This window comes from Rhizobium skierniewicense Ch11 (assembly GCF_023757665.1).
GTDB lineage: Bacteria > Pseudomonadota > Alphaproteobacteria > Rhizobiales > Rhizobiaceae > Agrobacterium > Agrobacterium skierniewicense.
On sequence record NZ_RXPG01000009.1, the window covers coordinates 358,551 to 379,195 of the forward strand.

At 57.4% G+C, this 20,645-nt stretch carries 19 protein-coding genes; 5 read left to right on the forward strand and 14 right to left on the reverse strand.

Annotated features, from left to right (window positions below; translation table 11 throughout):
* Positions 1-95 precede the first annotated feature (95 nt).
* Positions 96-2,120 carry a methyl-accepting chemotaxis protein gene (locus tag EKM04_RS10175; protein ID WP_183894276.1) on the forward strand — a complete coding sequence of 675 codons (2,025 nt, stop codon included), beginning with the start codon at positions 96-98 and terminating at the stop codon, positions 2,118-2,120.
* 353 nt (positions 2,121-2,473) lie between these two features.
* Here the strand turns inward: EKM04_RS10175 and dxs are convergent, their stop codons facing one another.
* The 7 genes from dxs to EKM04_RS10210 form a co-directional block, all read right to left on the reverse strand.
* On the reverse strand, positions 2,474-4,393 hold the full coding sequence (gene dxs / locus EKM04_RS10180; RefSeq protein ID WP_183894278.1) for a 1-deoxy-D-xylulose-5-phosphate synthase: 1,920 nt from the start codon (positions 4,391-4,393) through the stop codon (positions 2,474-2,476).
* A 92-nt stretch (positions 4,394-4,485) separates the two neighbouring features.
* Positions 4,486-5,409, reverse strand: coding sequence for a pirin family protein (locus tag EKM04_RS10185; protein ID WP_183894280.1), 924 nt, complete (start codon positions 5,407-5,409; stop codon positions 4,486-4,488).
* 117 nt (positions 5,410-5,526) lie between these two features.
* Positions 5,527-5,781, reverse strand: a complete 255-nt coding sequence (locus tag EKM04_RS10190) for an exodeoxyribonuclease VII small subunit (RefSeq protein WP_174152246.1) — start codon at positions 5,779-5,781, stop codon at positions 5,527-5,529.
* 2 nt (positions 5,782-5,783) lie between these two features.
* Positions 5,784-6,719: a histone deacetylase family protein gene (locus tag EKM04_RS10195; RefSeq protein WP_183894282.1), complete on the reverse strand. Its 936-nt coding sequence runs from the start codon at positions 6,717-6,719 to the stop codon at positions 5,784-5,786.
* A gap of 31 nt (positions 6,720-6,750) precedes the next feature.
* A complete protein-coding gene (locus tag EKM04_RS10200) occupies positions 6,751-7,314 on the reverse strand; it encodes a biotin transporter BioY (protein ID WP_174152248.1) in 564 nt (187 codons plus the stop codon).
* Positions 7,311-7,943, reverse strand: coding sequence for an energy-coupling factor transporter transmembrane component T family protein (locus EKM04_RS10205; protein WP_183894284.1), 633 nt, complete (start codon positions 7,941-7,943; stop codon positions 7,311-7,313). The genes EKM04_RS10200 and EKM04_RS10205 overlap by 4 nt, the downstream gene beginning before the upstream one ends.
* A complete protein-coding gene (locus tag EKM04_RS10210) occupies positions 7,940-8,620 on the reverse strand; it encodes an energy-coupling factor ABC transporter ATP-binding protein (protein ID WP_183894286.1) in 681 nt (226 codons plus the stop codon). The genes EKM04_RS10205 and EKM04_RS10210 overlap by 4 nt, the downstream gene beginning before the upstream one ends.
* A gap of 112 nt (positions 8,621-8,732) precedes the next feature.
* On the opposite strand from EKM04_RS10210, the gene EKM04_RS10215 reads away from it, so the two are divergent.
* Positions 8,733-9,923: a winged helix-turn-helix domain-containing protein gene (locus tag EKM04_RS10215; protein ID WP_183894288.1), complete on the forward strand. Its 1,191-nt coding sequence runs from the start codon at positions 8,733-8,735 to the stop codon at positions 9,921-9,923.
* A gap of 69 nt (positions 9,924-9,992) precedes the next feature.
* Here the strand turns inward: EKM04_RS10215 and ribB are convergent, their stop codons facing one another.
* From ribB to EKM04_RS23045, 3 genes are all read right to left on the reverse strand, one after another.
* Positions 9,993-11,093, reverse strand: coding sequence for a 3,4-dihydroxy-2-butanone-4-phosphate synthase (gene ribB, locus EKM04_RS10220; protein WP_183894290.1), 1,101 nt, complete (start codon positions 11,091-11,093; stop codon positions 9,993-9,995).
* Between the two features lie 9 nt (positions 11,094-11,102).
* The gene (aroC, locus tag EKM04_RS10225; RefSeq protein WP_183894292.1) at positions 11,103-12,200 is read right to left on the reverse strand and encodes a chorismate synthase; all 1,098 of its coding nucleotides are present in this window, start codon (positions 12,198-12,200) and stop codon (positions 11,103-11,105) included.
* Between the two features lie 141 nt (positions 12,201-12,341).
* Complete coding sequence (locus tag EKM04_RS23045) at positions 12,342-15,461, reverse strand: bifunctional diguanylate cyclase/phosphodiesterase (protein WP_183894294.1); 3,120 nt, start codon at positions 15,459-15,461, stop codon at positions 12,342-12,344.
* 296 nt (positions 15,462-15,757) lie between these two features.
* Between EKM04_RS23045 and EKM04_RS10235 the strand changes: the two genes are divergently transcribed.
* Entirely contained in the window at positions 15,758-16,018 is a 261-nt protein-coding gene (locus tag EKM04_RS10235; protein ID WP_174152315.1) for a DUF1344 domain-containing protein, read from the forward strand.
* A 6-nt stretch (positions 16,019-16,024) separates the two neighbouring features.
* On the opposite strand, the gene EKM04_RS10240 is transcribed toward EKM04_RS10235, so the two are convergent.
* The 4 genes from EKM04_RS10240 to EKM04_RS10255 all read right to left on the reverse strand — a co-directional run bounded on the left by EKM04_RS10240 (position 16,025) and on the right by EKM04_RS10255 (position 19,477).
* Positions 16,025-16,633, reverse strand: coding sequence for a histidine phosphatase family protein (locus EKM04_RS10240; protein ID WP_183894296.1), 609 nt, complete (start codon positions 16,631-16,633; stop codon positions 16,025-16,027).
* A 116-nt stretch (positions 16,634-16,749) separates the two neighbouring features.
* A complete protein-coding gene (fabI, locus tag EKM04_RS10245; RefSeq protein ID WP_183894298.1) occupies positions 16,750-17,568 on the reverse strand; it encodes an enoyl-ACP reductase FabI in 819 nt (272 codons plus the stop codon).
* A gap of 224 nt (positions 17,569-17,792) precedes the next feature.
* Entirely contained in the window at positions 17,793-18,890 is a 1,098-nt protein-coding gene (locus tag EKM04_RS10250) for a DnaJ domain-containing protein (protein WP_174152257.1), read from the reverse strand.
* A 218-nt stretch (positions 18,891-19,108) separates the two neighbouring features.
* Positions 19,109-19,477 (reverse strand): RT0821/Lpp0805 family surface protein, encoded by a 369-nt coding sequence (locus EKM04_RS10255; protein ID WP_174152258.1) that lies wholly within the window; start codon positions 19,475-19,477, stop codon positions 19,109-19,111.
* Positions 19,478-19,615: 138 nt separating this feature from the next.
* Here EKM04_RS10255 and pdxH point away from each other — a divergent pair, with 138 nt between their 5' ends.
* Together pdxH and EKM04_RS10265 are read left to right on the forward strand one after the other, a co-directional pair.
* Positions 19,616-20,236 carry a pyridoxamine 5'-phosphate oxidase gene (pdxH, locus tag EKM04_RS10260; RefSeq protein WP_183894300.1) on the forward strand — a complete coding sequence of 207 codons (621 nt, stop codon included), beginning with the start codon at positions 19,616-19,618 and terminating at the stop codon, positions 20,234-20,236.
* Between the two features lie 96 nt (positions 20,237-20,332).
* A complete protein-coding gene (locus EKM04_RS10265; protein WP_174152260.1) occupies positions 20,333-20,638 on the forward strand; it encodes a MazG nucleotide pyrophosphohydrolase domain-containing protein in 306 nt (101 codons plus the stop codon).
* Positions 20,639-20,645: the final 7 nt, after the last annotated feature.

A 20,645-nucleotide genomic window follows, 5' to 3' on the forward strand; every position in this document is an offset into this window, starting at 1 on the left:
TTTCCGCCATGAAGGCGGGCCTCCCCGAAAGAGATTGCGTGGTGTCCAGGCTGCTTGCCTGTTGTCACACCGAAAGCGTGTCGAAAGAGTTCTCGATGTCTTTGAAAAATCTACCTATCAACCTGAAGCTGGTCGTCACATTCGTTGCCCTGATGGCTGTTTGCCTGGTGGCGTCAGCGATTGTATTCATGCAGACGATTGAAGCCAAGCGTGTTTCTGAACGTCAGACGAACACCGCCAAAATCGTGTCGAATATCGATGATGCAAAAGCGGCGATGCTGGAGCAGGCGGTCAACCAGCGCGGCTTCCTGCTGTTTCGCAGCGACAGCACGTATAATGATGTGTTTGCCCAGCGCGACCTGATGTTGAAGAAACTGGACGAAGCCCGTATCTTGGCCGCCGGCCAGCCCGACATTCTGAAATCCATCGATGACATGCAGGCAACGGCCACCGTGTTCTATACGCAGTTGGCTCAGCCTCAGATGGCAGCCCGCAAGAACACCGAGGCGCCGATTTCCGAGGTCATCGAGATTGGACGCAATCAGGCCAAGGGCCAGCTGGATAGTTTCCGTGCCGCTGCGGCCAAGATCAAGGCGGAGTTGACCACCGCGTCCGAAGCGCAGGTTGCTGCACAGGCCGCCGCCCATACCAACCTTGAGCTTGCGCTTCTCGGTGGCGGTGCTGCCGCTGGTCTCGTTGCCGTTGTGCTGATCTGGTCGTTATCGCGTGCCATCGTTTCGCCGATTGTCGGTATGACGGATGCGATGAGCCGCCTTGCCGGTGGTGACACCACCGTCGAGGTTCCAGCACTGGACCGTGGCGACGAAGTGGGCAAGATGGCGCAAGCCGTTCTGGTCTTCAAGGAAGCCGGTATCGAAAAGTCCCGCCTTTCGGACGAAAGCGACCGTATGCGCTCCTCGACAGAGGCAGATCGTCGTCGCCATGAAGCCGACAAAGCCCGCGCCGAAGCTGAACAGACGTTTGCGCGCGATGAATTGGCCAAGGGTCTGCAAGCGCTGGCCGACGGCAATCTGGTTTACCGGATCGACACGCCGTTTGCCGAGTTCATCGAGCCCTTGCGCGTCAACTTCAACAACTCTCTGGACAAGCTTCAGGAAGCCATGCGCACGGTCGGTCAAAATGCGTCCGCCATCAATGCCGGTGCGTCCGAGATGCTGTCGTCTGCCGATGATCTGTCGCGTCGCACCGAGCAGCAGGCGGCTTCTATCGAAGAGACGGCCGCAGCGCTCGAAGAAGTCACGACCACCGTGCGTGACAGCGCCAAGGGCGCAGAAGAGGCAAGCGCTCTGGTTCAGCGTGCACGCTCCGGAGCTGAAAAATCAGGCACCGTCGTCCGCAGCGCCGTCTCTGCCATGCAGGCCATTGAAAAGTCTTCGGGCGAAATCACCAATATTATCGGTGTCATCGACGACATCGCGTTCCAGACCAATCTTCTGGCTTTGAACGCCGGTGTCGAAGCGGCGCGTGCCGGTGAAGCGGGCAAAGGCTTTGCGGTTGTTGCGCAGGAAGTGCGTGAACTGGCGCAGCGTTCTGCCAACGCGGCAAAGGAGATCAAGACACTGATCAGCGCCTCTACCCAGCAGGTCGAAAACGGCGTGAACCTCGTCGGAGAAACCGGCAAGGCGCTGGAACTGATCATCGCTGAAGTCGAGGAAATCAACACCCACGTCAGCACCATCGTCACGGCTGCCCGCGAACAGGCAACCGGTCTTCAGGAAATCAACACGGCCGTCAACACGATGGATCAAGGCACGCAGCAGAACGCCGCGATGGTGGAGCAGCAGACAGCCGCGAGCCACGCCCTTGCCCGCGAAGCAGAAGCACTGAACGACCTCATCGGCCAGTTCAACCTGGGCAATGGCGCCCGTGCCGCCCCAGCCTTTGCACCAGCACAGCACACTGCACCGCGCTCCTTCTCTGCGTCGGCGCCGAAGCCGGTCTATTCGCAGGCTCCACGCCCTGCAGCAAAGATTGCTCAGCCAACGGCGCGTCCTGTTTCGTCTCCGGCGCGCGCGCTCGGCCAGAGCCTGGCAAAAGCCTTCTCGCCCAAGGCCGAAACATCCGCCAAGCCGGTGGCACAGGACTGGGAAGAATTCTGAGATAAGCCATGACTTGAAACGCAAAACCCGCCGGAGCGATCTGGCGGGTTTTTTAGAGCGTTTCCTTGTTAAATGGAAACGTTCTGCCGGAGCAGATTTTCGTCAGGACAACGGCGATTGACGAAGGGCATACCCTAAGGTACGGCCGAGCCGATCGCCGTTGTCCTGGCGGAAATATGCTCCGGCCCTCTGGGTTGGTTGAAACGGGCCATCTGCCTGCCCGGACGGCTTGGCCGCATGCTAAGGCTACGCCACGCGCCATCCGGACAAGCAGTCGATCCCGTTTGAACCAACAGAACTGTTTCCATTTAACAAGGAAACGCTCTAATGGCTTATCGAGTCGGGAAACGGGATTATCCGGCGACACCAAGCCCGGCCTGCTTTTGGCCCAGCGCTTTGAAGACCGTGGAAACGATACCTGCACGATCAAGCCCCGCATTGGCATACATGATTTCCGGCTTGGCCTGTTCGACCCACTGGTCGGGAAGTGTCAGCGTACGGACCTTCAGGCCGGTGTCGAGGAGACCGGCACTTGCCATGAAGTGCAGGACATGCGCGCCGAAGCCGCCCGCCGAACCTTCTTCGATGGTAATGAGAACTTCGTGATGGCTGGCGAGCTGACGAATGAGATCGAGGTCCAGCGGCTTAGCAAACCGTGCATCGGCAACGGTGGTGGAAAGGCCCGCCGCGTCCAGATCCTCCGCAGCAGACATGCACTCGGTAAGACGGGTGCCGAAGGAAAGCAGGGCGACCTTGGAGCCTTCCTTGACGATGCGACCCTTGCCGATCGTTAGAATTTCACCACGCGCAGGCATTTCGATGCCGACGCCTTCGCCGCGCGGATAGCGGAAGGAAATTGGACCCTCGTCATAGGCGGCCGCCGTGCGCACCATATGTTTCAGCTCTGCTTCGTCAGACGCCGCCATGACCACCATGCCGGGCAGGGTAGCGAGGAAAGTGGTGTCGAAAGAGCCCGAGTGCGTGGGGCCATCAGCACCAACAAACCCGGCGCGATCTATCGGGAAGCGCACCGGCAGGCTCTGGATCGCCACATCATGCACCAGCTGGTCGTAACCGCGTTGCAGAAAGGTGGAGTACAGCGCACAGAACGGTTTGTAGCCATCGGCAGCAAGGCCCGCCGCGAAGGTCACGGCATGCTGTTCGGCAATGCCCACATCGAAACTGCGTTTCGGGAACAGTTCGGCCAGTTTATCCAGACCGGTTCCGTTTGGCATCGCGGCGCTGACGCCGACAATCTTGTCATCCAGCGTGGCTTCGTGGATCAGCGCTTCTGCAAACACGCTGGTATAGCTGGGTGCATTAGGCTTGGCTTTTGCCTGCGCCCCGGTGATGACGTCGAACTTATTGACGCCGTGATATTTGTCCGCGGCCGCTTCGGCAGGGGCGTAGCCCTTACCCTTCTGCGTCACGACATGGATCAGCACGGGGCCTTTCTGGTTGTCGCGCACATTGCGCAGAACGGGCAAAAGATGCTCGAAGGAGTGACCGTCGATAGGGCCGATGTGGTAGAAGCCGAGTTCTTCGAACAGGGTGCCACCTGTGACGTAGCCCCGTGCATGGGTCACAGCGCGCGTAATCGCCCGGTCGATGGTCTTGCCGAGATAGGCCGTCAGCTTCTTGCCGAAATCGCGAAAGCCCATATAGGTGCGCCCGGAGGCGAGACGCGCCAGATACGCGCTCATCGCCCCCGTTGGCGGTGCAATCGACATGTCGTTATCGTTGAGGATGACGATCAGCCTGGCATCCAGCGCACCGGCATTGTTGAGCGCCTCGAACGCCATCCCAGCGGACATGGAGCCATCGCCGATTACGGAAATCACCTTGCGGTCGCTGCCATCAAGCTCAGCCGCTACAGCCATGCCGAGACCTGCGGAAATGGAGGTGGACGAGTGGCCGGCGCCGAAATCATCATATTCGCTTTCGGCGCGGCGGGTGAAGCCGGACAGACCGCCCTCCTGGCGCAAGGTGCGAATGCGATCACGGCGGCCCGTCAGAATCTTGTGCGGATAACATTGATGGCCGACATCGAAAATGAGCCGGTCGTCCGGTGTGTTGAACACCTTGTGGATGGCAATGGTCAGTTCGACCACGCCCAGACCTGCACCCAGATGGCCGCCGGTCGTTGAGACAGCATCGATCATCTCGTCGCGCAATTCTCTGGCCAATTGCGGCAGATCGCGATCCTCGATCAACTTGAGATCGGATGGGAATTTCACCCGGTCAAGCAATGGTGTCTCTGGCATTCCGGTCAATCGTTCGGCCTTCGTATTTATCGGTTCAACCTGCTGCTACCAGATGGTGTGCAATGCAGACTTCGGCAAGATTTAATTCGTTTTAACGAATTTCAACTCTGCGGCAAAGGGACAAACTCTTCTTCGTCCCCCGGTACGATGTCGAAGCGCCCGGTTCTCCACTCTTCCTTGGCTTTTTCTATGCGTTCTTTTGATGACGATACGAAATTCCACCAGATATAACGCTTGGAATTCATGGCCGCGCCGCCGAAAAGCATGATGTGACAACCGCTGATGCCGCCTTTCAACGTAATATCATCGCCCGCGCGGAAGACGATGAGCTGATCGGCTGCAAAAACGTCACCCGCGACATCAAGTGAACCGGAGAGAATATAGACCGCCCGCTCTTCGTGATCAGCTGGAAAGGGAAACTTGACCCCGGCATCAAGCGTCAGATCAACGTAAAGCGTATCGGTCAACGTCTTGACCGGGGATGCAGCGCCTGCAAATCCTCCGATGACGATCCGGCCGGTCGCGCCCTTGACTTCAATCACAGGCATGGCCTCGCGTCCGGTGTGGGAAAAATCTGGTGCGATTTCTTCGCTGCCATCGGGCAGGGCGAGCCATGTTTGCAGACCGGACATGGAAAGGGGGTGGCCGCGCAGGTTTTCCGGTGTCCGCTCGGAATGCACAATGCCGCGTCCTGCGGTCATCAGGTTGAGATCGCCGGGGCGGACCACCAGTTCGGTACCGAGGCTATCGCGATGCTTGATTTCGCCATCAAACAGATAGGTAACCGTCGAAAGGCCGATATGGGGATGCGGTTTCACATCCAGCGCTTGATCGGCTCTGAGAATGGCCGGGCCCATCCGGTCAAAGAAGATGAAGGGGCCCACCAACCGCCGGTCCCGCGTTGGCAGGGCCCGGCGCACGGCAAACCCGCCAATATCACTGGAGCGCGGAATAATCAGGTTTTCGATGGCGTCACAGGCAAAAGCATCGCCTGCTGCCGGGTCTCTTCCCGGAAAAAATGACATGGCAATCTCCTGAGATCAGGTCGTAGCTTACCATGATTCAAGGCGTTCGTTAGCAATCAATACTAAACGGTCTGTTTTCGTGCGGTCCGTCGAAGCCCAAGAACCGGGGAAGGGAGCCTATTCGCCGTCCAATGGCTCCACGCCAACCGGCTTGCCTGCGCGATCCAGCCGGATTTTCTCGATCCGCTTTTCTGCGGCCGTCAGCAGGACTTCACAATGTTTCTTCAGGGCTTCGCCGCGCTCGTAAATGGCGATAGATTCGTCCAGCGCCACATCGCCGCGTTCCAGACGGGCGACAATGCTTTCCAGCTCGGCGACAGCCTTTTCGAAAGAATAACCGCTGACATCGGCTGTGTTGGCATTTTCCGTCATGTTCAACCCTTCATCATTCTCAAAATATGCATGGCTGCCGATTCCGCCAGCCCTTCCAGATCATAACCACCTTCAAGCAGGCTGACGACCCGGTTGGCGGCAAATTTGTCGGCCATCTCCAGAATTCGCCCCGTTGCCCAGTCGAAATCCTCACCCACCAGATTGATCTGCGCCAGCGGATCGCGGTGATGCGCATCGAAACCCGCCGAGATGATGATAAGATCGGGGGAGAAATCGGCAAGCGCTGGAAGAACGCGGGATTTGAATGCTTCGCGAAAGTGGTCGCTGCCGGTGTTGGGCGAAAGTGGGGCGTTGACGACGTTGTTCTTGATGCCTGTCTCGCGTTTGTCACCACTCCAGGGATAGAGCGGCATCTGGTGTGTGGAGCAGAAGAGAACGGATGTATCGTTCCAGAAAATATCCTGTGTCCCGTTGCCGTGGTGGACATCCCAATCCACGATAGCGACGCGTTCCGCGCCATAGGTCTTCTGCGCATGGCGCGCTGCAATGGCGGCATTGTTGAACAGACAAAAGCCCATGGCTTTTTCCGTCTCGGCATGGTGGCCGGGTGGCCGGCTGGCGACGAAGACGTTATCGGCTGCGCCGCTGAACACATCGTCCACCGCCGCCATCGCAGCACCGATGCCGGTCAGCGCCGCCTGAAGGCTTTTGGGTGAAGCATAGGTATCGGCCTCGATGCGATTGATCTCGCCGTCCTCTTCCGGGATTTGTCGCATGACGGAGATGAGATGGCTTTCCGGGTGCGCCAGAAGCACGGCATCCTCATTTGCCTGCGGCGCCTCCTTCCGGTCCAACCGTTCGAAATTCGGATGCTCCAGTGCGATGTTGAGCGAACGCAGCCGGTCAGGGCGCTCAGGGTGCCCTTCCGGTGTTATGTGTTCCAGGAATATCGGGTGCTCGTAAAGCCGTGTGGCCATGGCGGTGACTCCTGAACGGTTGTGTAGGGAATTAAGCGCGCTGCGGCAGCAGGGGGTACCCGGCCATGACAGCACGACCAGCCAACGCAGCGAGGACCGCCTTGACGACATCACCCGGAATGAACGCCATGGAGCCGATGAACGCCTTGGTGAAGCCGATGCCTGCTGCAAAACCGAGATAGGTGATGCCGAAAGCGTAAAGCACGATCACGCCACCGGCGACACTGGCCAGAAAGAAGCCGACGCCCTGCGCGAGACCCGATTGATCGCGCTTCACCAAACGCTCCGAGAGATATCCGGTCGTGAAGGCTGCAGCGATCCAGCCGATCAGGAAGCCCGTCGTCGGCGTGTAGAAGATGGAAAGACCGCCACGACCGCCCGATAGCACCGGCAGGCCGATGGCGGCGATAAGAATGGTGAGCAGTACGGCAAATGCCCCCCGTTTCGCGCCCAGCACCACACCGGCCAGCATGACGCCGAGCGATTGCGCGGTGATGGGAACGGGAATGAAACCAAGCGGGATGGGCGGCAGCAGGCCAAGCGCAATGATGATGGCCGAAAACAGCGAAATCAGAACGAGGTCACGCGTCTTCATGGAACTCTCCCTTTTATGTCTTTTGAGGTTTGGCCTCTGAAACCGCGCGCGTCAATGGCATCCGCGATGGCATCGGCGTCCTTCAACGTCATAATGATGAGCGGGACCAGAATCGTATGCAGCCTGACCTTCATTCCGCGCGCGCGATGGGCATCGCGCAGCGTCTCGTATCGATTGATGACGTCCGGCACAAAACGCACGACGAGCCCAACGGCCAAGCCCACATCGGCGGCATTGGCAACGCCGATTTTTTCCAGTGGACGAAGCGCGAAGGTGATTTCATCCATGAACTGCGAGATGCTGACGCTCGCGGTTATAGCCGTTGCCAGCACCGTCAACGCCGTCAACCGCAGGAGGGCAATCGCTGCATCCAGCGCCGACATGAACAGGAAACTGAACAGCGCGATCACGGCAATCGTCAGCAAAACGGGCCGCAACCGTGCTACGGTTTCCTGAAACCCCAAATGCGCCTGCCATAGCACCACCGCCGCCATGAGAACCGCTGAGGAGAGGATGACTGGATCACGCGTCAGAAACAGGCCGATGCTGAAGAGCGCAAGGCCGAGTAGCTTGATGCGTGGCGAGATCCGGTAGAGCCAGCCGGTTCCTTCGACGTGGAGGCTTTTCATGTGAGCGCAAGCTTCCGGTAAAGCTGAATGGCGTCGGTGGGAGAGGTATCGGCGTGCAGTCTGTTTCGATGAAACACAAGCACGCGGTCGAAAGTCTCCAAGAGCGGCAGGTCGTGGGTAATGACGATCAGATCCTGTTCCAGCGCCACCATCGTCCGCTCAACCAGCGCGCGGTTCTTTAGGTCCAGTTGGTTCGTCGGCTCGTCCATGATGAGGATTTTCGGACGTGTGATGGTCAGCGCCGCCAAAGCGGAGAGCTGCAATTCCCCACCAGATAGTTCGTGTGCGCGACGCTGGCTTAGATGCGGGATATCAAAACGCTGCAAAATGGCATCCACCGCCTCATCGATGGTCGAGCTCTTCAGTCCCTTGTTTTTCAATCCAAAAGCGATGTCGTCACGAATAATCGGCAGGATGATCTGGTTTTGCGGGTTCTGGAAAATGAAGCCAACGTCCTTCAAGACCTCGGATGCGTCTTTGACCGTATCCAGCCCGTTGACGATGACACGGCCGCTGGTCGGCTTCGTCAGTCCGTTGATCATCCGCGCAAAGGTCGTCTTGCCGGACCCGTTGAGGCCGATCACGCCGATGCGTCGTTCGGTCAGCGCAAGCGTCAGCGGCTCTACTGCCGCTCTGCCCTCGAAGGCTACGCCTGCTTCGTCAAAACGAATATCCAACTGCTGGTCCCCGAAATATGTCCCGGTTTCTATAAACGGATGGGAGGGCAAACGAAACAAGGAACAAAAAAAGAACATTGATTTTTAAGGGATGTGACCATACGCTTTTGCCATGGTGATCAGGATTTCGAACGAAGCAGCAAGACGTATTTTTCTGGCGCGACAGGGGCTATCCGCATCGCCCAGCCGCGCCATGGGCAAGGACGACTTGCTGAAACTCATCACCGATCTCGGCTTTGTGCAACTCGACAGCATCGCCACCGTGGAGCGGGCGCATCACCAGATCATTTTTTCCCGCAATCAGACCTACAAGCGTCACCATCTGACAGAACTGCTGGAGAAAGACCGGGCGCTGTTCGAACACTGGACGCATGACGCCTCGATCCTGCCGGCGACCTTCTACCCCTATTGGAAACACCGCTTCCGCCGCCGTGAGCCGATCATTCAGGAACGCTGGCGTAACTGGCACGGGGAGGGGTTCGATTCGGCCTTCGAGGAAACCTATCGTCGCATCGCCGAAAACGGCCCCACCATGTCACGCGACATGAAAGCGCAGGGGCATCAATCCGGCGGCTGGTGGAACTGGCATCCATCGAAAACGGCACTGGAATATCTGTGGCACACCGGCAAGCTGGCCGTGGCTGGCCGCGTCAATTTCCAGAAGGTCTATGATCTCGCGGAACGGGTCATTCCACCTGTGCATCACGACCTTGAAGTGCCTCACCACGAATTCCTGGACTGGGCCTGCCGGGAAGCGCTGACGCGGCTCGGTTTTGCCACCTCGGGCGAGCTTGCCGCCTTTTTCGATATCGTCACGCCGCAGGAAGCGCGGGCATGGGTGACAGATCATCGCGACGAACTCTGCGAGGTCTCGCTCGCTTCCTGCGACGGGGAAAAGGCGCGCGTTTCCTATGCCTTCGAAGGGTTTGCCGGGGAGACGGACGCCAATATCGAGGCTCCCAACCGCATCCGTGTCCTCAGCCCGTTTGATCCGCTTCTGCGCAACCGCGCCCGCACGGAACGCTTGTTTGGCTTTTACTACCGTATCGAGGTTTTCGTGCCGGAGCCGAAACGGCAATACGGCTACTACGTCTTCCCGCTTCTGGAAGCGGATCGCCTCATCGGCCGCATCGACATGAAGGCGGAGCGTAAGGGCGGTAGGCTGGATGTGAAGCGCCTTTGGCTTGAAAAGGGCGTGCTCGCGACGTCGGGACGTCTGGCAAAGCTGGATGCCGAGTTGAACCGCCTTGCTAAGTTCACGGGTGTGGAAACCGTTCGGTATCTGGATGGCTGGCTGGGGTAGAGCGATCAGCGGTGAATGACACAACCCCGTCGCCCCGGCTCAAGGCCGGGTGACAAGATGCGCGGCAAATCATCCGATATCTGTCGAGCTGATCTCGATGCCAAAACCTTCGAGGCCGACATAGTGGCGCTCGCGGGAGGTTAGAAGCTTGATCGACGTGATGCCGAGTTCTTTCAGGATTTGCGCACCGAGGCCGATTTCCAGCCATTCGTCGTCGCGTGACCGGGCCTGCACGTGGGCTTCATCAGGATCGCGGGATTTGCGTCGTCCTGCGACCTGTCCGACCCCGACCGATCCTTCACGCAAGTAGATGATGACGCCGCGCCCTTCGGCTGCGATCTTTTCCATGTAGTGGTGAACCGGCTTCTTCTTGCCAAAGATGTCGTCGGCCACGTTTTCGGGATGCAGGCGCACAGGAATATCGACGCCATCGCGAATATCGCCAAAAATGACAGCCATATGCTCCATCGGATCCCAGGGCAGGGAGTAGGTCTGCGCCTTTGCAGGGCCAAATGGCGTTTCGAGCGTAAACTCGCTTTCCTTTTCGACCAGTGTTTCCTTGCGCTGGCGATAGGCGATGAGATCGGCAACCGAAACCTGCTTCATCCCATGTGTGTCGGCAAAGGCGGAAACTTGAGGGCCGCGCATGACGGTGCCGTCATCATTGACGAGTTCGCTGATGACGCCGATCAATGGAAGGCCGGCCAGCTTGCACAGATCGACGGCAGCTTCCGTATGCCCGGAGCGCATCAAAACCCCGCCTTCTCGCGAAATCAGCGGGAAGATGTGGCCAGGGCGGGTAAAATCGGCCGCGCCCGCATTGGGATTTGCCAGGTTGCGAACCGTCACATTGCGGTCGCTGGCGGAAATACCGGTCGTGGTGCCGTGCTTGAAGTCCACCGAAACCGTAAAGGCAGTCGTATGCGCGCTATCATTTTCCGCGACCATGGCGTTGAGGTTGAGGCGTTTTGCCTCGTCCCGTGGCATGGGCGCGCAGACAATTCCGGATGTGTGGCGCACGATGAAGGCCATCTTTTCCGGCGTGCAATGCACGGCGGCAACAATCAGATCGCCTTCGTTTTCGCGGTCGTCATCATCCATGACCACAACGATTTCGCCAGCCTCAAAGGCTCGGATAGCTTCAACAACACGCTTCTGATCATATGCCATGCTAAGTTCCTACTTCAAACGCCCGGTCTGGCCGCGGTCTCTGAGATAATGATCGGCAACCGTGCAGGCTACCATAGCTTCACCGATCGGCACGGCGCGGATGCCCACGCATGGGTCATGACGACCCTTGGTGCGCACGTCGACATTGTTGCCATCAGCATCGATGGATTGGCGCTCGGTCAAAATGGAAGAGGTCGGCTTGATCGCAAAGCGTGCGACAATGGGCTGGCCCGTCGCGATGCCGCCGAGAATGCCGCCGGCATGGTTGGACAGGAAAAGCGGCTTGCCGTCATCGCCCATCCGCATTTCATCGGCGTTTTCCTCGCCTGTCAGTTCGGCAGAGGCAAACCCTTCGCCAATCTCCACGCCTTTAACGGCGTTGATGGACATCAGATTGGAGGCAATATCCTGATCGAGTTTGGCGTAGATCGGTGCGCCGATACCGGCAGGCACGCCTTCCGCCACCACTTCGATGACGGCGCCGATGGAGGAGCCTGCCTTGCGAATGCCATCCAGATACGCTTCCCACACCGGAACCATCTCCGCATCCGGGCAGAAAAACGGGTTTTGATCGACCTGTGCCCAATCCCAGTTGGCGCGGTTGATCTTGTGTTTGCCGATCTGCACCATCGCGCCGCGAACGTTAAGGCTCGGTACGACCTTGCGGGCCAGTGCGCCAGCGGCAACACGGGCGGCTGTTTCGCGGGCAGAAGAGCGTCCGCCGCCGCGATAATCGCGAATGCCGTATTTCAGATCATAGGTAAAATCGGCGTGGCCGGGACGGAAACTGCGGGCGATCTCGCCGTAATCCTTGGAGCGCTGGTCAGTGTTCTCGATCATCATGGACACAGGCGTGCCTGTGGTGATCATCGTCTCACCGTCCGCATCCATCATGACGCCGGAGAGCACCTTGACGATATCGTCTTCACGCCGCTGGGTGACAAAACGGTTCTGGCCCGGCTTGCGCTTGTCCATCCAGGACTGGACTTCCGAGAGCGTAAAGCGAATGCCCGGAGGGCAGCCATCGATCACGCAGCCAAGGGCCGGGCCGTGGCTCTCGCCCCAGGTGGACACACGAAAGAGATAACCAAATGTATTATGCGACATAGAACCAGACCGAACCAGCAGCATTCCAGACACGGAATACGTTTTTAAAAAGAAGCGGGTTTGTCATAGTGTAAAAGATGGCAGGGACGAAAGCCTTATTTCACCAATTCGGTTCGCATTGATGGGTGACGAGTGTGTTCCTCAGGAAACCTGGCGCCACTCCTGTGCGCTGGCGAATGCCGAGAAATCCTGTGGCGCAAGCGGTCGGGCAAAGGCATAGCCTTGCAAAATGTCGCAGCCCAATTGTTTCAGCAACACCGCATGCTCCTGTGTTTCCACACCTTCGGCCACGGTCTCGACGCCCAGCGAATGGGCAATGTCGATAATGGAGCTGACCAGTGACCGCTCCTGTGGCGAGGTGAGAATGGGCATGACAAGTTGTCTGTCGATCTTCAGACGCTTCGGCTTCAGGCGCAAAAGGCTGATGATGGACGTGTGGCCGGTGCCGAAATCGTCGATTTCGATCTCAATGCCCAAAGCCTTGATGCGGTCGATATTGCCGGTGGCCACATCCTCGTGCTCGTCGAGGAAGATCGCCTCCACCAGTTCGAAGGTGATTTCGCCAGGCCCGATCGGGAGAGTGCTGAGACTTTCAATGAGGTGATCGTCATGCAGGCGGCGAACCGAGACGTTGACCGAGACGCGCGGCACGTCGATGCCCTTCATGCGCCAGATGTCCTTGTCATGAAGAGCCTGCTGCAAGACGAGATGGTCGATCTTCGATACGACATTGAGTTCTTCAGCGATCTTCAGGAACTTGTCCGGCGTCAGAATGCCTCTGACGGGATGGCGCCATCGAACCAGAGCCTCCACACCCGTCATTTCAAGCGAGTTGGCGCAAAATTGCGGCTGGTACCAGGTTTCGAACTCGCCGTTCTCCAGGCCGACCAGAATTTCGTCGGCGATTTTCCTATGGTTGATGATTTCGGCCTGAAGGTTCTGGGTGAAGAACTCGTATCGGTTTCGGCCCGTCGCCTTGGCGCGGTAAAGTGCAAGATCGGCATTGATGAGGGTTGCTCGCGCATCCACCGTGGTCCCATCTCCAAACGCGATGCCAATGGACACCCCGTAACGACAGGTGAAGCCGGCAAATTCGAAAGGTTGGCTGAAGGCTTCAATGATCTTCGTTGCGATAGACTTGATGTGATCCTTGTCGCCGAGGTTTCGGATGAGAATGACGAACTCGTCGCCGCCGATGCGCGCTACCGTATCGTTTTCCGGTACGATGCTCCTCAAGATGCCGGCGGCATGGGCCAGCACGGCATCGCCTGCAGCATGACCCAGCGTATCGTTGATCTGCTTGAAGCGATCGAGATCGAGATGCAGGATCGCGTATGGCTTGGTTTCGTCGTTTGTCTGCAAAGACAAGGCATCCAGATCCTGATCGAACTTGCGACGGTTTGCGAGGCCGGTGAGCGGATCGTGAAGCGCATTATGCTCGATGCGTGTCTTTGTCTGCTCCAACTCGGCATTTTTCGCTTCCGCATCGTTTTTCGCCGACTGAAGCTGGTCGGAAATCAGCACATCCGCTGTCACGTCGAAAGCGATACCGACGATTTTCTTTCGACCATCGCGGTGAACGTGGAGGCGACCGACGGCCTTCACATAGCGCAGGCTTCCATCCGGCAGGACGACTCGATGAACGACAGCGCGGTAAGGGTCGGCTTCACTGATCAGGTTGTCGTCGAAAAGGCCGGCACGCTCCTCCAGCGCTAGGCAATTGAGGAAATCCTGCTGTGTCACGCGACGTTCCGGCTGCGGAGCTAACCCATACAGCTCGCACATGCGCTCGTTCCAGATCGCCAGAGAATAGTCGTGCGTAGCCTCCCATATCCCGCAATTGTAGGATTCAAGCGCAAGGGTCAAACGCCCCGACAATTCTTCCAGCTCGTGCTCGCGGTTGGATAGTTCCTGTAAGGCAAGCTCCAGTTCAGCATTCTTGATGTCGCTGGTATCGCGCGATTCGCGCAGTTTCTGCGCCATCAACATGTCTGCGGTCACGTCCCAGATGATACCGGTGGTCTGGTGCGATCCGTCGGGTTTGATGTAGCTGGAACCAGCCGATCGCAGATATCGCACGGTACCGTCAACCACGGGAATTCTGTAGACCTCGGAAGAGGTTTGCTGTCCTCTGGAACATGTGAAGAAGAACCGCGCAGCCTTGGACCGGTCCCCCACCACAAGCGCAGTCAGCCACTCCGTTAGTAAAACACGTTTTTCCACCATGTGAAAACCGTGCAGGCTCGCGGCTCGCTCATCGAGATAGCAACAGGACGTGTCGTTCTCGATTTCCCAGATCCCGATATTGGACGAATCCATCGCGAGTTTGAAACGTTGGGAAAGCTCCACCAGTTTTGCCTCGCGAAGACGCAACGTCTTGATGTTGCGGTTGCGTTCCGACAGCAGCAATGCGGCGACGATGATGGGCAGCAGCATGGAGGCGACGGCGATCACGAGGGTGGCTTGCAAGGACTGACTGGTCTTCGGTGCCGCTCCCCATCCCAACGCAGGTGTTGCACGGATCTCCCAATCGGTCCCATCCAGATCAATAGCCTTGACGAACGGGTCTTCGCCCGCTGGACCAACGTCGCCTGCCACCGTGGTATTTGTCAGCTTGTCTCGAATCTCGAATCGCATGTCGCCGGATGTCCCGGATGCGTATCCGATGCCGTCCAGCATTCTGCGCCAATCGATGAGGCCGGGTATTGCGCCCGATACCTCCCCGCCCGACTTGACGGGAACGATCAACAACAACGTGCCGTTCGGTCCCGTCTCGATGATCGGTTGCCAATCGTTCTTCGTCTCGGATACAGCCTCAAGTCGGACCAGTCGGTCGCTCAAGATGGCATCCAGGGTCTCGTGTGGGAGGCTTGCCGGTGATGGGGCGGGATAAAACTGTTGAAGCTTGAGATGGGGTGCAAAGCCGATACCCACGAAATGCGGGTTCTGCGCAAGATGGTGATCAGCCATTGCACTGAAATCCTGCGGAGTGGCTGCCGGGTTTATGGTGGTGAAATGGGCCAGCGCCTTCAGCGTGGTAACATCCTGACGGATGCGCGTGACCAGCCTGTCATGCAAAAGGGTAACGGCACGCTCGAGATCGTCCGTCGTCCCATCGCGATGGGCAGTCTCTTCGCGGGTTTCGATGATGTGAAAGGCGCTGAGCGTCACGCCTGCGATGGCGACCGCCAGAAGGGCCGCAATTGCTCGCTTTTTGATAATTTGGTTGAGGCTGTCCCCAATATTGGCCCAAACACTCACCCGGTCTTATCCTTCGGTAATCTTCGAAATAACACGTCTATACAGCTTAAAACCGAATATATTCTGAATCTGTAAATATCGGCGTCGATTTCAGTGATATCGAATGAACACAGTAAACCAAACGGAAGCATGCTCTTATAGGCGGACAGGAAACCTGGCTAAAGCCTTGATCAAAGGTTAAAATTCATTCATCAATTGGATTGAAAATGTCATGTTTGCGGGCAAATTCCGCCACATTCGGGAGGCAAATCTTGGTGCAGATGAATTTTCTCAGCAGCTTTAAGAAAGCAATTGCGATGCGTTTGATGATTGCCGCACTTTTGGCCACGGCAGGTCTGTTTGCTCCGTTCAACGCATTTGCGCAGAGCGTCGACGTCGAATCGACCATCAGCAAAGTTGATGTGAAGGGACTGACAATTACCCTTGCGGATGGCAAAAGCTACAAAGTGCCGGAAGAGTTCAACTTTGACGGTTTGCAGGCAGGTGTGAAGGTCGTGGTCTTCTACACTGAGGTCGATGGCAAGAGGGTGGTGGATGATCTCGAGGTCATCCAGTAACCGACGTTACGCGTGAGAGATTGTATCGACCCATTCGGCTTTTCGAAGATCTGCTTCAACCCTCAAAATCTGGTCCTGCGGAATAGGGATATCCGCAGCCTCTTCCTTATCCATACCGGTGATGAGGCGGAAGATGGAGCGGATAACGCCGCCATGGCACACACACACTGTCTGACGCTCGACCGAGGACAGCCAGGCACCAATCCGCCAGGATAGGATTTCGTAGCTTTCGGCATGGTCACCCGGTGGAATGAAGTCCCACTTCGCTGCCTTGCGCGCTTTCACCTTGTCAGGGTGGGCCAGCTTCAACTCTGGTATGGTATAGCCTTCCCAATCGCCAAACGAAACCTCGACGAGACGTGCATCCGTGCGATAGGCATCAGGCTCCAGCCCCATCGCGCCGCGCAACAGTTCCATCGTTTCACGGGTTCGGCCAAGGGGGCTTGCGACATAGTCGAAATCATTGGCTGTCGTGCCGAGAATCCCGGACAGGGCTTTGCCGTTCGCAACAGCTTGCGAGCGACCGAAGTCATTGAGGGGAATATCTTTTTGGCCTTGAAGCCTGCGTATCGCATTCCAGTCTGTCTGTCCGTGGCGGATAACATAGACCAGCAAAGCGGCACTCCTGTCTTATACGATGCATTATAAACGAATCATTGATGACGCGTTTCGACCGTTGATCGCACATGTCGCGCAAATATGCCTTACACATTCGCGCGACAGCTAACCCTTCAATCCTTTACGACAGAGATGTCTGGTGCGTCCACCGCTTTCATGCCGATCGTGTGGTAACCGGAATCGACGTGGTGAATTTCACCCGTCACGCCCGTCGACAGATCCGACAGAAGATAGAGCGCAGACTTGCCAACCTCCTCGATGGAAACGGTACGCTTGAGGGGAGCGTTGTACTCGTTCCATTTGAGAATGTAGCGGAAGTCGCCGATGCCGGAGGCGGCGAGCGTCTTGATCGGACCGGCCGAAACGGCGTTGACGCGAATGCCACGGCCACCCAGATCGACCGCCAGATAGCGGACGCTGGCCTCAAGCGCAGCCTTTGCAACGCCCATGACGTTGTAGTTCGGCATCACCTTTTCCGCGCCGTAATAGGTCAGCGTCAGCAGCGAGCCGCCATCGTTCATGACAGGGTCTGCGCGCTTGGCAACAGCGGCCAGCGAGTAGACAGAGATATCCATGGTACGATTGAAATTGTCGCGGCTGGTGTCGAGATAACGACCTGTCAACTCGTCCTTGTCGGAAAACGCGATGGCGTGAACGACGAAATCGATTTTGCCCCAATGCGCTTCGATGTTTGCAAAAACCGCATCGATCGTGCTGAGATCGGTCACGTCGCAATGGCCTGCCATAAACGCGCCAAGTTCCTGCGCGAGTGGTTCGACACGCTTCTTCAGGGCGTCACCCTGCCAGGTGAATGCAAGTTCGGCACCTGCGTCGGCACAGGCCTTCGCAATCCCCCAGGCGATCGAGCGATTGTTTGCGACGCCCATAATGAGGCCGCGCTTGCCAGCCATCAGGCCGGATGTCTGAGCCATTGGATGCTCCCTATACATAAATCGAACCTGCCTATGGCATAGCCCGAACGCGGGTTCAAGCAGGCCCGAGATCATCTCATGTTAGGGAATGTAACAAAGGGTGGGTTGTGCACGTCTTTCCGTGAAACAGGTCTCGACAGCTCGCGACTAGACGCCAAGTAGACAAACGGTTCGTCTGGCAATGGCTTTGCCGATTAAATCCGGGAAATCCTGATGGCCAGGGTTTAAAGGTAAAGGCCTTCACGCATGTGGCGCATGAGGTCCATGACCTTGGCGTCAGGCGTATCCAGAAGGACGATGCGGACCTCGACCACGAAGTCGCCGTAACCGCCGGACGCGTCGCGCAGACCTTTGCCTTCTACCCGGATGGAGCGGTCAGAACCGGACCATGGCGGGACATCCACCTTCAGCTCGCCGTGTGGGGATTGAACTGTCGCTTCGTAACCCAGGACCGCATCCGCCAAGGAAACCGGAAGCGTCGTGTGTATGTCGAAATTGTTGATCGTGTACGGACCTTCGCGCGATGCGAGCAGGGTTACGACAAGGTCGCCCCTGTTGGTGTCGGGCAGTTTCAGACCCTGGCCTTTCAACCGCACCACATAACCGTCCGTCATGCCGGGCTCCAGCGCGAAACGAACTTCCCGGTCCTCCGGCATATTGATCGTCAGCCACTTCTGCTCGATCAGGTCGGTCACGGTAATGATAGCTTCCGCCGTGATATCAGGGGCTTTTTCCGCTGACGGGGTTGTACCGCGGATACGGCGCATCAGGGCGGCAAAGAAGCTCGTCGCCTGTTCGGTGCGCGCGTCGTCTTTTTCCTTCTGGGTCTTGGTGCTGTCGTCGGCAGAAGCTTGGGCTGCTTCAGCGCCTGTCGCCTGACCAGCAGCTGCGGCCTTGGCCTTGGCATCTGCTCCGAAAATCCGCTCCAGCATGTCTTCGGCCGTTTCAGGCTTTGCGCTCTCGTCGGTGGCTTGCGCCTGGGCTTCGACATTTCGAGCCTGCGCCTTCGCGAGCTCTTCCATAAGTTTTTCGGCGGCTTTTGCTCGCTGTGCGGCCTCTCTGGCGGCAGCACGCTGCTGAATGATGGTTTGATCGCGCTTTTTGGTCTCGGCAGCGCGGCGTGCCTGATCGTAAAGCCCGCGCTTTTGAGGATCTTTCAACAGATCATAGGCCTGACCAATTTCCGCAAAGCGTGCGGTGGCATCGGGATCGTTGCGGTTATGATCCGGGTGAACGGCTTTCGCCTGCGACCGCCAGGCCGCCTTTATCTCATCCGATCCGGCATCCTTTTGAACGCCGAGAATAGAGTAGGGATCACGCATCCGCACCACCCGTCATGCTTGTCTGTTGAGGCGGTATTTTTTCGTCATGAAAAGCCTTCAACACGAATTACACCCGCCATGAACGTTCACGCAGTGTTTTGCGTTGCATCGTTCTTTTGAAATTGGGCTTCACTGTCGCAAGAAGTTGCTAATCAGACCTTTACGGTCCAGCAACCGGACTTACCGCATTGCTGAAACAGCCAGATAAGGTAAATGCTTTATTTCTGGCTGAACCGGGTCATTAACCAGTCACCCGTCTCGGACAGACATGCTTGCCCGCTATAGCTGGCAACGCCCTCGAAGGAATGGCGGGTGGTATCGAAGTTGCGGCAGACGAAGCCGGTGCTTCGGTCCTCGCGGATGGCAGTGACAACGCCTGCGCTGCCGGTTGCTGCATTGGCCCAGGGAAGAGGCGCGTCCGAGACTTTGGCAAGATCGGCCGAGGTAACGGCATTGCGGATTGTCGCATCATCAGACACAGTCTGCGTTGTCTGATGGTTGGGTACCGAAGCGGTGGACAGGGATTTGTCGACCTTCTCTCCGCCGAAAAGATCGAGACTAACGCAACTGGTCAACATGACAAGCATGCAGGCAGTCGCGGAAACATCCACGACTGAAGCTAAGAAGCTCTTTGTTCGACTGTTCGACTTTGCTATGACGATCACCATCTTAAGGCCAGAATCCATCTCTGGTGTGAAAATCAGCTCAGGAGCATTTTATTCAATATGTCGGAAAGTCGGTTAACATCCAGTGACTTTACTGAGGAAAATGAACCTTTTGCACTTTTCGCGGACTGGCTGCGAGATGCAACGGCCTCGGAAATCAATGATCCAAACGCCGTGGCGCTTGCCTCGGTGGACGAAGATGGCATGCCCAGCGTGCGTATGGTTTTGCTGAAACATGCCGATGAACGCGGCTTTGTTTTCTACACAAATTTCGAAAGCCGCAAGGGCATAGAGCTGCTGGGACAGAAAAAAGGTGCCATGTGCTTCCACTGGAAGAGCCTGCGCAGGCAGGTTCGTATCCGTGGCTCGGTCGAGGTCGTCAGCGATCAGGAGGCGGACGAGTATTACGCATCGCGCGCCCGCGGCAGCCGCATCGGGGCATGGGCGTCCAAGCAATCGCGCCCGCTTGAAAGCCGCTTTGCGCTCGAAAAAGCCGTTGCCACCTATACCGCAAAATACGCGATCGGCGAGATTCCACGCCCGCCGCACTGGTCCGGTTTCCGCATCCAGCCCCTGACGATTGAATTCTGGCAGGATGGCAAGTTCCGCCTGCACGACCGCATCGAATTCCGCCGTGATATGCCGGAAGGCGAATGGTCCAAGGTGCGGATGTATCCCTGACCACTCACAGGCGGTGGCTTTTACAGCTACCGCCTGTTTCATCTCGACACGCCAAAAGGAATCATGTTGGGTTCTTCCGAACAAAGGATGAACATCATGCTGACCAAACTCATGCAGCAATTTGAGTCTGCCTCGCAGACATACGCAAAAGCCAATGGTATCGAGCGGGACCCGGACTGGTATCTTCTCAAGCTTCAGGAAGAAGTCGGAGAGGTCACCCAGGCGTGGAACCGGTTGAGTGGTCGCGGACGTAGCAAAGGCAAGACGCAAGAGGAAATGCGTCGGGATCTTTCGGACGAGACCGCTGATGTGTTGGGACATGTGCTGTTGCTCGCCCATCACAGCGGGCTCGACCTTGACGAGTCGATCAAGCGCAAATGGCTATTTGATCCGAGCGTCTGACATCAAA

Bases quoted from the DNA above. Each gene is read 5' to 3' on its own strand.
- EKM04_RS10175 (WP_183894276.1), top strand. From the start codon at position 96: ATGTCTTTGAAAAATCTACCTATCAACCTGAAGCTGGTCGTCACATTC.
- EKM04_RS10185 (WP_183894280.1), bottom strand. From the start codon at position 5,409: ATGTCATTTTTTCCGGGAAGAGACCCGGCAGCAGGCGATGCTTTTGCC.
- EKM04_RS10190 (WP_174152246.1), bottom strand. From the start codon at position 5,781: ATGACGGAAAATGCCAACACAGCCGATGTCAGCGGTTATTCTTTCGAA.
- EKM04_RS10195 (WP_183894282.1), bottom strand. From the start codon at position 6,719: ATGGCCACACGGCTTTACGAGCACCCGATATTCCTGGAACACATAACA.
- EKM04_RS10200 (WP_174152248.1), bottom strand. From the start codon at position 7,314: ATGAAGACGCGTGACCTCGTTCTGATTTCGCTGTTTTCGGCCATCATC.
- EKM04_RS10205 (WP_183894284.1), bottom strand. From the start codon at position 7,943: ATGAAAAGCCTCCACGTCGAAGGAACCGGCTGGCTCTACCGGATCTCG.
- EKM04_RS10215 (WP_183894288.1), top strand. From the start codon at position 8,733: ATGGTGATCAGGATTTCGAACGAAGCAGCAAGACGTATTTTTCTGGCG.
- ribB (WP_183894290.1), bottom strand. From the start codon at position 11,093: ATGGCATATGATCAGAAGCGTGTTGTTGAAGCTATCCGAGCCTTTGAG.
- aroC (WP_183894292.1), bottom strand. From the start codon at position 12,200: ATGTCGCATAATACATTTGGTTATCTCTTTCGTGTGTCCACCTGGGGC.
- EKM04_RS10235 (WP_174152315.1), top strand. From the start codon at position 15,758: ATGCGTTTGATGATTGCCGCACTTTTGGCCACGGCAGGTCTGTTTGCT.
- fabI (WP_183894298.1), bottom strand. From the start codon at position 17,568: ATGGCTCAGACATCCGGCCTGATGGCTGGCAAGCGCGGCCTCATTATG.
- EKM04_RS10250 (WP_174152257.1), bottom strand. From the start codon at position 18,890: ATGCGTGATCCCTACTCTATTCTCGGCGTTCAAAAGGATGCCGGATCG.
- EKM04_RS10255 (WP_174152258.1), bottom strand. From the start codon at position 19,477: ATGCTTGTCATGTTGACCAGTTGCGTTAGTCTCGATCTTTTCGGCGGA.
- pdxH (WP_183894300.1), top strand. From the start codon at position 19,616: ATGTCGGAAAGTCGGTTAACATCCAGTGACTTTACTGAGGAAAATGAA.
- EKM04_RS10265 (WP_174152260.1), top strand. From the start codon at position 20,333: ATGCTGACCAAACTCATGCAGCAATTTGAGTCTGCCTCGCAGACATAC.